The organism is Arenibacter algicola (assembly GCF_000733925.1).
Classification (GTDB): Bacteria; Bacteroidota; Bacteroidia; order Flavobacteriales; family Flavobacteriaceae; genus Arenibacter; species Arenibacter algicola.
Genome location: NZ_JPOO01000001.1, coordinates 2,178,102 through 2,190,690 on the forward strand (window position 1 = coordinate 2,178,102; position 12,589 = coordinate 2,190,690).

General features: G+C 40.8%; 10 protein-coding genes. 7 read left to right on the plus strand and 3 right to left on the minus strand.

The genetic code is table 11. The features are described 5' to 3' along the window. Positions 1 to 2 precede the first annotated feature (2 nt). The gene (locus U735_RS0109260; protein ID WP_031443558.1) at positions 3 to 1,514 is read right to left on the minus strand and encodes a sensor histidine kinase; all 1,512 of its coding nucleotides are present in this window, start codon (positions 1,512 to 1,514) and stop codon (positions 3 to 5) included. A gap of 92 nt (positions 1,515 to 1,606) precedes the next feature. Between U735_RS0109260 and U735_RS0109265 the strand changes: the two genes are divergently transcribed. After that, positions 1,607 to 2,011, plus strand: coding sequence for a hypothetical protein (locus tag U735_RS0109265; protein WP_031443559.1), 405 nt, complete (start codon positions 1,607 to 1,609; stop codon positions 2,009 to 2,011). A 33-nt stretch (positions 2,012 to 2,044) separates the two neighbouring features. On the opposite strand, the gene U735_RS0109270 is transcribed toward U735_RS0109265, so the two are convergent. Continuing rightward, the gene (locus U735_RS0109270; protein ID WP_031443560.1) at positions 2,045 to 2,869 is read right to left on the minus strand and encodes a universal stress protein; all 825 of its coding nucleotides are present in this window, start codon (positions 2,867 to 2,869) and stop codon (positions 2,045 to 2,047) included. Between the two features lie 382 nt (positions 2,870 to 3,251). Between U735_RS0109270 and U735_RS0109275 the strand changes: the two genes are divergently transcribed. From U735_RS0109275 to upp, 6 genes are all read left to right on the plus strand, one after another. Next, positions 3,252 to 3,890, plus strand: a complete 639-nt coding sequence (locus U735_RS0109275; protein WP_031443561.1) for a WG repeat-containing protein — start codon at positions 3,252 to 3,254, stop codon at positions 3,888 to 3,890. 2 nt (positions 3,891 to 3,892) lie between these two features. Continuing rightward, on the plus strand, positions 3,893 to 4,654 hold the full coding sequence (locus U735_RS0109280; protein ID WP_031443562.1) for an SDR family NAD(P)-dependent oxidoreductase: 762 nt from the start codon (positions 3,893 to 3,895) through the stop codon (positions 4,652 to 4,654). Positions 4,655 to 4,657: 3 nt separating this feature from the next. Further along, complete coding sequence (locus U735_RS0109285; protein WP_031443563.1) at positions 4,658 to 5,173, plus strand: hypothetical protein; 516 nt, start codon at positions 4,658 to 4,660, stop codon at positions 5,171 to 5,173. Positions 5,174 to 5,404: 231 nt separating this feature from the next. Continuing rightward, positions 5,405 to 6,493 carry a site-2 protease family protein gene (locus U735_RS0109290; RefSeq protein ID WP_031443564.1) on the plus strand — a complete coding sequence of 363 codons (1,089 nt, stop codon included), beginning with the start codon at positions 5,405 to 5,407 and terminating at the stop codon, positions 6,491 to 6,493. 175 nt (positions 6,494 to 6,668) lie between these two features. Continuing rightward, positions 6,669 to 9,233 (plus strand): alpha-glucan family phosphorylase, encoded by a 2,565-nt coding sequence (gene glgP / locus U735_RS0109295; protein WP_031443565.1) that lies wholly within the window; start codon positions 6,669 to 6,671, stop codon positions 9,231 to 9,233. 101 nt (positions 9,234 to 9,334) lie between these two features. Beyond that, positions 9,335 to 9,988 (plus strand): uracil phosphoribosyltransferase, encoded by a 654-nt coding sequence (gene upp / locus U735_RS0109300; RefSeq protein ID WP_031443566.1) that lies wholly within the window; start codon positions 9,335 to 9,337, stop codon positions 9,986 to 9,988. A 28-nt stretch (positions 9,989 to 10,016) separates the two neighbouring features. Here the strand turns inward: upp and U735_RS0109305 are convergent, their stop codons facing one another. Continuing rightward, positions 10,017 to 12,527, minus strand: coding sequence for a cation-translocating P-type ATPase (locus U735_RS0109305; RefSeq protein ID WP_031443567.1), 2,511 nt, complete (start codon positions 12,525 to 12,527; stop codon positions 10,017 to 10,019). Between the last annotated feature and the right edge of the window lie 62 nt (positions 12,528 to 12,589).

The window sequence follows — 12,589 nt, forward strand, 5'->3', positions numbered from 1 at the left end:
TTTCAATTTATGTTTTCTAACGGGATAACTATAGTAAAAATAGATCCTTTGTTTTCTTCACTGGTAAATTCAATAGTGGCGCCAAGATTTTCCAAATGCTGTTTCGCAATGTTAAGTCCAATACCCGTACCTTGGTTCAACAATGCATTTTCTGCCCTAAAATAACGATTAAAAATATGTTTTTGGTCCTGAGCAGGTATGCCAATTCCACGATCGATCACATCTATTAGTACGGTGTCCTTACCATTGCTCACCGCTAGACTTATAGTTGTATCTTCTGGGGAATATTTAATGGCATTATGTATTAGGTTGGACAAGGCCAGTTCCAAGGTTTTTTCGTCAAATCTGATGAAAATATCATCGATATTCTCCGGATATTTAATGGTTTGGCCCGCCTTAAGGAGCATGTTGGCACCATAGACTACCTCGTTTACAATTTTGCTTAAAGGGAAAGTTTCTAACTTGTAATTTACCTTTCCAGAATCCAAACGCTCCACCGAAAGAAAATCGGTCAAAATAGTATCCAGATAGCGTACTTTGTTCTTTATGGTTTCAACGTGCTTATCCCTCTTTTCCTGTTGGTGACTTTCGGTATACTTGGACAATAAGGTAATAGAGGTAAGTATACTGCTCAAAGGGGTCTTAAATTCATGGGAAACCAAGGAAAGGAAGCGTGTTTTTAGCTCGTTCAATTCCTTCTCCTTGGCCAAGGCTTCCGTAAGTTGTTTGGTACGCTCTTGGACCTTTTTTTCCAGCTTTTCGGTATAATTCCTTCTCTCTGTAATATCAAGTATTATAGCTACAATAACATCTTTTTCACCAAATGTAGATAGTTGCAAATGTACTTCTACGGGATAGATAGACCCGTCCTTTCTTTGATGGTCGGTTTCAAACTTTACCTTGTCCCTTGGGCCGTTAAGCAAGGGTTCTATTAGCAATTGGAATTGTGGGGAGTCCATATGGGGCTTAATGTCCAATGGCTTCAATGTCTTAAATTCTTCCAGGTTATAGCCCATATTTCGCTGGGCCTCTTTGTTTACGTTCACAAAATATTTTGAGATGGCGTCGAAAACGTAGATTTCATTGAGGGATTCATCAAATATCCTTGCCCAATGGCTGAGTTCTTTTTCTTTGACCTTGCGTTCGGTAATATCAATTACTAGGGCCATGACATAGGTTTCGTCATAAAGCTTAAACGGATTTAGACCCGCCTCAACAGGAAATTCCTCACCGTTTTTTCGTACCCCATGTAAATCCCTTCCCCGGCCCATTTGCCGACGTTCACTTTTATCAATAAAGTCCTCCACATGGTGACCGTGATGCCCGTGGTACCTTCTAGGTATTAGGGTGTCCAGCGGTTTTCCAAGGAGCTCTCCCTTATGGTAGCCAAACATTCTCCCGGCCGAGGAATTAGTGGCTACTATAAGCTGTTGGGTATTGACAACTATAATTCCTTCGGATACCCCTTCCGAAAGAAGGTTGAATATTTCACTGTTTTTTTGAAAGGCCTGCATAAGCCAAAGATAAAATTTTTAAACTGATTATTGTCATATATAATACTTGGGATATTTGCTAATTTTAGCTCATTGTCTATAATGATCTAAACATGGAAAATACAAAGAAAATAGGTAAGGAACTGTATGAAAACCTGGGAAAATTATTCTACGCCATTGCCATGGCAGATTCCCGCGTACATGCCAAGGAAGTAAGTAAGTTAAGGTCCTTTATTAGAAAATATTGGTTGGAGGTTGATAAGCTGGAAGATGAATTTGGAACAGATGCCGCTTTTCAAATAGAATCGGTATTCGATTGGGCCATGGACAAAGAGAAGGATAGTGAAGTTTGCTTCGATGAGTTCAAGGAGTTCTATAAAGATAATAGCAATATGTTCAGTAAGTTTATCAAGGTACTTATTTTGGATACCGCAAACGCCATTTCCAATAGTTTTTCAGGAAAAAATAAAGCAGAATTGGTAATGCTGGGTAAATTGGAACTTTTGCTAAAAAAATAAACCTTTAGTATTATTTGGGACTCCGATCATAGATCAGATCTTAAATGTCATTACCGGCAATCTTGCGTGGTTGGCGATATCTTCACCAATACTGCCCAATAAGAAATGAGAAAGGCCTTTTCTTCCATGTGTTGGAAGTGCGAGAAGGTCAAATTTTTCGGTCTTACTAAAATTAAGTATCCCATTTTCCACACTACGGTCATTATAAATTTCAACTTTAGCTTGGGTATCCCCGGCCTTGGACATGAATTTGGCCATGCGATCGTCAGCTTCCTGTGAACTCAAAAAATCCTGATTTGGGGTATTGATGTATACCAATTTTAATTTGGCCGAAAATTTTTGAGCCATCAGCTTAACATTTTTATAGGCCATAACCATGTCCTCCGAAAAACTACAGGCGAAAAGGATATTCTTTATAGTGAAGTTTGATTTTTGCTCCTTTATAACCAAAACCGGGACATCGGAATTACGTACCACCTTTTCGGTATTGGAGCCTATAAAAATCTCGTTGAAACCAGTACTACCATGTGATCCCATTACGATCAAATCAATATTTTGTTCCTTGGCAACATTGTTGAGCTCACTGAATACCTTATAATTCTGCACTATTTTATGAATAGTGATGCCCTTTAAATAAGGTTTGTCCAGAAAGGGCTTAAATTTTTTCTTTGCAAGCCCCATAAAGTATTTGGCTTCTTCGTACTCCAATAATTCCTCTTCAGCTATTACTGCCTCGGAAATTCCCAGCATATGTATTATGGTAATATCCGCGTTCTGCTGTTTTGCTATACCAGCCGCAGCCTCCAGCGCATAGGCCGAGTGCTCGGAAAAATCAACAGGTACCAATATATGTTTCATTGTATATTTTTTTGGGTTGTAATCATCTTTGTTCCACTTTTGGCAGCCGTTTCAATTACCTAAAGTGGTGAGATAGTCCCCTTGCAAAATTGTCAATTCTGGTTGCATTGGGCCAAGGTCTCTTTAGAATGCCAAAATATTCTTAAACAAAAATATATAGCAGCCGGACTATTTAAAATGATATTGGTCACTATAGCAGTTTTAATTAAAGACACTGCAAGGAGCCCTGAAATTTGGGAGGGCTAATATTTTATATACTCTTCCAAATTAATAACAGGGATAAAAGGCCGAGCTTGGGATTTTATATTTGTACACTAATGACATTGGTCATTTTGTACTGGATTGGGATACACTATTTTAGAGGAAACTAAAATTCAAAGTCATGAAAAAATATATTATTACGGCATTCATAATGCTTATGCTTCCAAATGTATTCCATTCCCAAACCGTTAAGAACATTGATGAGATAGCTCCGTTTAGCGAAGGATTGGCGACCGTTAGACAAGGAAATCAATGGGGATTTATTAATGAAGAGGGTACAATGGTCATTAATTTTCGCAACGATATTTATTGGAACAAGGATGCCGATACCTCAAAAAAGGATATTTCCGGTGTTCAATACCCTATGTTCAATGAAGGACGGTGCCTAATTACTAAAATTGTGGAGGATGGTGTTCCCGTTTATGGGTTTATAGATACCAAGGGTAATGTAGTACTTGAACCCCAGCTATTAAATGTTTACCCTTTTAAGGATGGTTTTACCACGGCGGTCCTTTTTGAGAAATCCATGAAGGGAAAAAACGAGTTCAATCTAGATATTTATGAATTTAAGTTTCATGATGTTATGCTGGACACTTCAGGGGAAATTATAGAGTTCTTCAATAGAAGGTACAATATCCAAATGACCAAAAGAAGGTACCAGATGCCTGCAATGGGGGTAAAACAATTATCTGCTGGTCTTGTTGCGGTATATACTCAGGATCAAGGTTGGGAAGTAAGAAAGATAACTTTAAACAATTAAAAATGGGCCGATTAAAGGATAAAGTAGCCGTTATTACAGGCGGTGCGGGAGGAATAGGATTGGCTACGGCCAAACTCTTTTTGAAAGAAGGTGCCAAGGTGGTTATCGTGGATATTGATAGAGAGGTTTTGGAAAAAGCAATCCTGGCCATAGATCATGAGAATCTGTCTATTTGTGTTGCCGATGTTGCTAAAGCCTTAGACACCGAAAAATTTGTAGAAACAACCTTAGAGGTTCATGGAAAGATCGATATATTTTTCGCCAATGCCGGAATTGAAGGTACTTCCAAACCAATTGTGGAATATCCGGACGAGGTTTTCGATAAGGTAATCGGGGTAAATCTAAAAGGGGTATGGCTCGGGTGCAAGCATGTAATTCCGAAAATGCAGGATGGAGGAAGCGTTATAATAACTTCTTCTGTGGCAGGTTTAAAGGGCTTTTCCGGATTGGGAGCTTATGTGGCCAGCAAACATGCAGTAGTTGGTATAATGAGGGTTGCGGCCCAAGAAAATGCCAAACGTAAAATTCGCGTGAATACTATTCATCCAGGTCCCGTTAATAACAATATGATGCGGCGTATTGAAGTGGATATGTCGCCCGGCAGTCCTGATGAGGTAATGAAGGGCTTTGAGGCTGCCGTACCTTTAGGGCGCTATGCAGAATCTAGTGAGATTGCAGCAATGGCCCTTTTCCTGGCCTCGGAGGAGAGTAAGTATATAACAGGAACTACTAATGTGGTAGATGGAGGCATGCTAAGTTCATAAGACATGGATAAAGGAGAAATGAGAAAATATTTGGAGGGTGGAGATCTACGGACTATAGGAGGTGTAAAGTTTCTTCTACCTTTAATAAGGGACCAGAAGGACTTCGATATTTTATTCCGTTATATGTACTCCAAGGATAGGCCAATAGTTATGAGGGCTGCAGATGCCGTGGAAAAAATTACTATTGGGCATCCAGAATATCTTGCCGGTCATAAAGGAGACTTATTGGCATTGCTCCAAAGTGCCGAGGACAAGGAATTGAAATGGCACCTTTCCTTGTTGGTATCAAGACTGCCCCTAAATGACCTAGAGCTGGAAATAGTCTTGGCCAAACTTAAGGAGTGGGCGGGCAACCCTGCTGAAAGTAGAATTGTAAGGGTAAACGCTTTACAGGCCCTATGCGAAATTAAAGATCAGGATCCCGGATTGGAAAAGGATTTTAGGACTCTTATTGGAAAATTGCAAAAGGAGGAAATAGCTTCGATAAATGCCCGGATTCGCAATTTAAAAATAGGCTGATTCTCTATAATTGATAGTGTGGGATACTTTTTCTTCCGTAGAGGGGCAACATGATTTATTATTGCCTTAAAATGATTCGTTATCCTGTTCGTCTTACGCTAAACTGTAATCTTCAATTTTAAATAATTTAAGCACCCTGTCCCAGAGTATCCCTATAGGCAATTTTACCACTTATGACATTTGTCATTGTCAATGTCGTGCTGTGGAAATATCTTCAGCAAAATATTACTTATGAAGGGTTTTTTAAGGTTGGGAAAGATTGCCGGTATTCAATTGGAGGTCCATTGGACTTTTGCACTATTATTGATTTGGGCCGGTTTTATTGAATTTCAGAATAGTGGAAACTTCGAAAGGGTAGCTGTTAACCAAGGATTTATTTTGGTATTGATGGCCTGTGTGGTACTGCACGAATTGGGTCATGCCCTTACCGCTAGAAAATTTGGCATCAAGACCCAAAGAATTATACTTCTACCCATTGGGGGTGTGGCCACTTTGGATAAAATGCCGGAAAAACCTGGGCAGGAACTATTGGTAGCCTTGGCCGGTCCGGCAGTTAATGTTGTTATCGCTATTTTTTTGTCTCTAATAATACCTATCAAAAGCTATTTTAATTTTGATAATATAATGGTAGAAGAGATGCTTTATGCACCAAACCTACAGAATTTTCTTTTTTATCTTTTTATAGCCAATATAATGTTGGTAGTGTTTAATCTTATTCCGGCATTTCCTATGGATGGCGGGCGGGTACTAAGGGCCTTGTTGGCATTTAGATTGAGCCGTGTGCAGGCAACCAACATTGCGGCCAGTATTGGGCAGTCCTTGGCCGTAGTATTTTTTATCCTCGGTTTTTTCGTAAATCCCTTTCTAATTCTGATTGCCTTTTTTATTTTTTTCGGGGCGTATGGCGAGAATAAAATGGTTAGGCAAAACTTCCTTTTAAAGGGGCATCTGGTAAAGGAGGCCACCTTGACCAATATAACGGTACTACGTCCGGATAATAATGTACAAGAGGTTATAGATATCCTTTTGGCCAGTACTGAAAAGGATTTTGTAGTAGCGCTGGATAGGGAAATTAAGGGAATAGTTACCCAAAATGATGTTATTAAACATGCTAAGAATCCTTCTATTTTAGTCAAGGATATTATGGATAAGAACTTCATTGTGATTGATGAATCTACAGAAATCACCCAGGTATTGGAACTTGTAGCCAAGGAAAAAAAGAGTTTTTTCCCAGTAACAAGTAATGAAAAATTGATCGGGGCTATAGATATGGTAAATATTAGTGAATTTATATTGTTGAGAACCGTATCGTCCAGTTAGGGATTTATGATTTTAAGTACTGGATATGTTCTGGAAGGTCATAATCATTGAAGCAACTTTATTATAATTCTATGGAAGACTTCCTACCTGAAGTATATGCTACAATTGCCAATTAAAAACCTTTGTTCTTAAGATATACAACTTCCCATTATTTAATGGTATTAAATACTAACACGTGGCAGGAAAAGAAAAAAATAGTTCGGGACAACCTCTTGTAAACAACCAAGTTTATGGTTTTATTCCAACTGATATTGATGGTGTGGACAAGCTTGCGGAGTTGGCACTTGATTTGCGCTGGTCTTGGAACCATGCCGTAGATGAAATCTGGTACCAGTTGGATCCCGAACTATGGATGGAGACACATAATCCGTGGGTAGTTTTGCAGAACGTATCAAGGGACCAACTGATAAAGCAAATGGCCGACAAGGTTTTTAGGGAAAGGTTGGATGAAATGATGACACAGAAAGAAAAATCCAGTACCGATCCTGCTTGGTTCCAAAGGAGCCATCCATCATCGCCCCTTACCTGCATTGCCTATTTCAGTATGGAGTTTATGCTTAGCGAGGCACTCCCTATTTATGTAGGGGGCTTGGGTAATGTTGCTGGGGATCAATTAAAATCGGCCAGTGATTTAGGGATTCCCGTTATTGGCGTGGGGTTACTTTACCAACAGGGATATTTTAGACAGTTGATAGATCAATTTGGTACCCAACAGGCCCTTTTTCCGTACAATGATCCCGGGCAATTGCCTATTTCACCGCTCAGGTTGTCCAATGGGGAATGGTTGCGGATCAATATATCCTTATCCGGGCACACGGTTTGGTTGCGCACATGGCAGGTACAGGTGGGCCGCGTGAAACTTTACCTGTTGGATAGTAATGATCCGGTTAATATGCCGCTTCACAGGGGAATTACCAGTGCAGCATATGGTGGCGGGGCGGATCTTCGTATTCAGCAGGAAATTATTCTAGGTATAGGGGGATGGAGATTGCTCCGAGCCATGAATATTGCACCGGAAGTGTGCCATATGAACGAAGGTCACTCTGCCTTTCTTGAACTGGAAAGGGCGGCCAATTTTATGCGGGAGAATGGTGTTACCTTTCAGGAGGCATTGACAGTTACCCGCGCAGGAAATTTGTTTACCACCCATACTGCCGTGGCGGCCGGATTTGATAATTTTAGTCCGTCCTTAATGTGGCAATTTTTTGCCAATTATGCCAAAGAGGAATTACATTTAGATTTTAATGATCTTTTGGCATTGGGTAGGGAAGACCCACATAATTTATCCCAGTTTTTTAACATGGCCTATCTGGCCATTCATGGCAGTAGTGCGGTGAATGGGGTAAGTAGGCTTCACAGGGAGGTAAGTCGAAAACTTTTTGGAAATTTATTTAAAAGGTGGCCTAACAGCGAAGTGCCTATAGGACATGTTACCAACGGAGTTCACATGCCCAGCTGGGATTCGGTATTCGCAGATAAGATCTGGACTCATTCCTGCGGAAAGGAACGCTGGAGAGGTCGTTTGGAATCTGTTGAGCAAGACATTTACTGCTTGTCCGATGTTGCTTTATGGCAGTTCAGGAACGATTCCAGGCATCACATGATAAATTTTATCCGGGAAAGGTTCCAAGGACAGACCGAGGATGCGGGTCACCCCCCTGAAATTGTGGAAATGGCCAAGCATATTTTTAACAAGGAAACTTTGACCTTGGGTTTTGCACGGCGATTCGTTCCCTATAAAAGGCCAAACCTACTTTTACATGATCCGGAAAGATTTATTCGCATCCTAACAAACCCTCAGCGGCCGGTGCAATTGGTGCTTGCAGGAAAGTCTCCCCCATATGATGAGTCTGGAAAGGCATTGATAAGACAATGGGTACAATTTATTCAACAACATAACTTATATAAGCACGTAGTATTTCTAAGCGATTATGATATGTTGTTAACAGAGCATCTTGTACAAGGGGTCGATGTTTGGATAAATACTCCTAGGCGTCCCTGGGAGGCCTGTGGTACAAGTGGAATGAAGGTTTTGGTAAATGGTGGGATCAATTTATCGGAGTTGGACGGTTGGTGGGCGGAGGCCTATACTCCGGAAGTAGGTTGGGCAATGGGCGATGGTCATGAACATGGGGAGGATTCCTACTGGGACGCTATTGATGCCAATGAATTGTACGAATTGTTGGAACAAAAAGTGGTACCGGAATTTTATGATCGAAATAAAGAGGGGATACCCGAAAATTGGGTAGCAAAAATGCGTAATAGTATGTCTACCTTAACCCCTAAGTTTTCGGCAAACCGAGCCGTTCGGGAATATACAGAGAAATATTACCTTCCGGCAGCCAACAAATACAAAAAAAGATCTTCCAAAAAAGGAATGCTCGGAAAAAAAATAGTTGAGACCAAGCTTGATCTACAAAATAAGTGGTGGCAAATGCGCTTTGTCCAGGCCCAAATCGAAAATATTGCAGGAGGGTATCAATTTAAAATTATGGTCTGGTTGAACCACATAAGTCCAGACACCATTTCCGTAGAGCTCTTTGCCGAAGGCCTTAATGGGGGGGCAAATGAAATTATAAAAATGGAAATCATAGGACTTGCTAAGAATGGGTTGGATCACGAGTGTCATGGGTGTATTGGGACCAGTAGACCGGCCGGTCATTATACGGCCCGGATTGTTCCCTGCTATGAAAATATTTCGGTACCCTTGGAGAATAACCTGATTCTATGGCAGCGATAATAGTTTTAAAGAAAAAAAGGGCAATTACCTGCAGCGGATACAGAAGATTTTATAGGGTTTTATAGCGGGAATTCTGTATCTTGAAACTAAATGGATAAACAATGATAGTACATAGTCTAGGGGAAGGGAATTCACTGTTAAATAAATTTGTAGCCGAAATAAGGGATGCCAATATTCAACGCGATAGCATGCGCTTTAGGCGCAATATTGAACGTATTGGAGAGATTTTGGGCTACGAACTTAGCAAGACCCTTGACTATAGGAACCAAACGGTCGAAACCCCTTTGGGAACCAAAGAAATGTCCATGCCTATTGATGATTTGGTGCTGTGCTCCGTTTTACGTGCCGGACTCCCATTACATCAGGGTCTGTTAAACTATTTCGACAATGCGGAAAATGCTTTTATTTCTGCATATAGGCATCACCGTGGAGATGAGGATGCTTTTGAAGTTATAGTGAAATACTTTGCTGCCCCATCCTTGGAAAATAAAACCTTAATTCTTACGGATCCAATGCTGGCCACAGGAAAAACGTTGGAGAATGTTTTAAATGCCCTTAAGGACCATGGCAAGCCCAAGCAGATTCATATTTTATCGGTAATTGGTTCCCAATCCGGGATAGACCATATTAAGACAGTTTTTCCAAAGAATACCCATTTGTGGATAGCCGCCATTGATACCCAATTAAATAGCAAAGGCTATATTGTTCCGGGTATAGGAGATGCAGGGGATTTGGCTTTTGGGGTTAAACTTTAGCTATTTTACTAGCTGTAAATCCCTAGTATTATTTAAATTTCCCCTTGGCCCGTTTTATCCCTTTCACAATTTCATACCAGAGTACGGAAATCATACCAGCTATAACAGCAATACCCAGCTGATTTGTGTTCAAGGTTTCAAATTGAAAAAATCTTGTCAATGGGGGCACAAAGAGCAACAGTGCAGAGAGGATCAAAGTAATCCCTATAATCAATGGCACCAAGTTGTTTTTATATTTTAAAGTGGTCCAAATGGAATAATAGAAAGAGCGGTTTACCAGGGTCAGAAAAATATTGGAAGAAATCAAGACCATAAACACCATAGTTCTTGTTACGGATTCGTTATATCCTTCAAAAACTGCGTATTGGTATACCGATAAAGATCCTAGGGTGATTACCAGCCCCTGAATGATACTGGTTACCAATTCCTTGAACTTGAAAAAAGTTGTAGTAAATGGCCTTGGTTTTTGGATCATCGTATTTTTCTCCATCGGCTCGTTCTCATAAATAATGGAGCAGGTGGGGCCCATGATCAATTCCAATAATATAACATGGGAGGGTGAAAATATGGCGGGATAGGCCCACCCCAATGCCAAGGGGATAAATACCGTTAATATGATGGGGATATGAATGGATATGATATACTGGATAGCCTTTTTTAAATTGCCATAAATCTTTCTGCCCATCGCAATGGCATCTACCATTTTGGAAAGGTCATCGTCTACCAAGATCAAGGAGGCGGCCTGCTTGGCAATCTCAGTTCCTTTTTTTCCCATGGCAATACCGATATGCGATGCCTTAAGCGCAGGTCCGTCGTTGACCCCGTCACCTGTCATGGCCACTACTTCGTTATTAGCCTTAATGGCGTTAACAATTCTTAGTTTGGCTTCAGGAAACATACGTGTAAAGACCTGGGTGGAAATTACCTTTTGTTGTAATTCTGCATCCCCTAATTGCATTAATTCCTCCCCGGTCATGCTTTTTTCATAGCCAGGAAATTCAATTTGTTTGGCAATGGCCATGGAAGTGGCGGGATTATCTCCTGTAACCAATTTTACCTGTATTCCGGCCTTTTCAAAATCTTTAAGCACCTCGCGAATGTTATCTTTTGGAGGGTCATAAAAAGCCACTAATCCCTTGACATCAAATTGAAAATCCTGTTGTTTTTCCGGAAAGCAGGACCCTTTAAAAATGGCCTGTCCCACACCCAACATTCGGTATCCTTCTTGGCCCAAACTGGTTAAAACATCCTTTATCTGTTCTTTTTGGGCATCTGTTAGCGTGGAAGCTGCCAAAAGGGCTTCCGGAGCCCCTTTAGCTGCAATGATACGGTTACCTTTACTATTTTCGAACAAATGGGTCATCATAGGCGGTTTTCCGCTTAGCGGATACTCATGTATCATTTTATAATGGGGCCGCTGGTCTATAGAGGCAATTCTGCCATAGGCCTCATGCAAAGCCTTTTCCATAGGATCGAAAGGTATTGGTTCGCTGGCCCACATCGCTATGGTGACCAATTCTTTTTGAGAATCATTCATTGGGGCATCTACAGAAACTACCTCTCGCGTATCCAAGGTAAAGAGCTTGGCAAGTTCCATCTTGTTCTGGGTTATGGTGCCCGTTTTGTCCGCACAGATTACGGTAGCACTTCCTAGGGATTCTACGGTTTTCATTTGTTTTACAACAATGCCCATTTTCATCAACCTATAGGCACCTAAGGCCATAAAAGTGGTAAAGGCCACTGGTATTTCTTCTGGCAGAACACTCATGGCCAAGGTTAAGGCTTTTAGCAAACTCTCCAATACCTCCCGTGATTGAAGGTAATTGATTCCCCAGACCAATAGAAAAATGATCCCGCCCCAAATGGACATATGTTTTACGAAATTGGAAATCTGTTTTTCCAGGGGGGTCTTTTCCTCTTGGATACCTTCAAGACTTTTTCCAATTTTACCCAACTGGGTGCTGTTGCCAATTTCAGTTATGGTAGCGATCGCCAGGCCACTGGCTACTGTAGTGCCACCAAATATCTTATTGTCCAATTTTGATGCATCCTTAAAAACGGAAAGGGATTCTCCCGTAAGTATGGATTCGTTTACAGAAAAATCGTTGGAATGAACAATGGTCCCATCGGCAGGAATGGTGTTGCCTTCCTCAACCATCAGACTGTCACCAACTACCAACTCCTCACTGGGTATTTCTACGACTTCTCCGTTCCTAATGACCTGGCTATTGGGTTGGGTAAGACTTTTTAATTTTTCCAAGGCCATCCTACTTTTGGAATCCTGATAAAGGGATATTGAGGCTACAAGGATAATGGCAGCGACCATAAATATTCCATCACCATTATTTCCTGATATAAAATAGATTGAAGAGGCCACCATCAATAGGATGACCATCGGCTCCTGGGCAATACTTTTTAAAGCGTCCAAAAAGCTATTGTCCCTTTTATAGCTTAGGCTATTTTCACCATGTTTTTTTCTAGAATGTTTTACGGCTTCATCGGACAGCCCTTTAATGCCAAAATCGATTGGATTGATCATATGTCTAAATTAACTAAAATGTGTATAACAAGACATTACAATCCAACTTTCGCATTCATTCA

Bases quoted from the DNA above. Each gene is read 5' to 3' on its own strand.
- U735_RS0109305 (WP_031443567.1), bottom strand. From the start codon at position 12,527: ATGATCAATCCAATCGATTTTGGCATTAAAGGGCTGTCCGATGAAGCC.
- U735_RS0109270 (WP_031443560.1), bottom strand. From the start codon at position 2,869: ATGAAACATATATTGGTACCTGTTGATTTTTCCGAGCACTCGGCCTAT.
- upp (WP_031443566.1), top strand. From the start codon at position 9,335: ATGATAGTACATAGTCTAGGGGAAGGGAATTCACTGTTAAATAAATTT.
- U735_RS0109275 (WP_031443561.1), top strand. From the start codon at position 3,252: ATGAAAAAATATATTATTACGGCATTCATAATGCTTATGCTTCCAAAT.
- U735_RS0109290 (WP_031443564.1), top strand. From the start codon at position 5,405: ATGAAGGGTTTTTTAAGGTTGGGAAAGATTGCCGGTATTCAATTGGAG.
- U735_RS0109280 (WP_031443562.1), top strand. From the start codon at position 3,893: ATGGGCCGATTAAAGGATAAAGTAGCCGTTATTACAGGCGGTGCGGGA.
- U735_RS0109265 (WP_031443559.1), top strand. From the start codon at position 1,607: ATGGAAAATACAAAGAAAATAGGTAAGGAACTGTATGAAAACCTGGGA.
- U735_RS0109285 (WP_031443563.1), top strand. From the start codon at position 4,658: ATGGATAAAGGAGAAATGAGAAAATATTTGGAGGGTGGAGATCTACGG.
- U735_RS0109260 (WP_031443558.1), bottom strand. From the start codon at position 1,514: ATGCAGGCCTTTCAAAAAAACAGTGAAATATTCAACCTTCTTTCGGAA.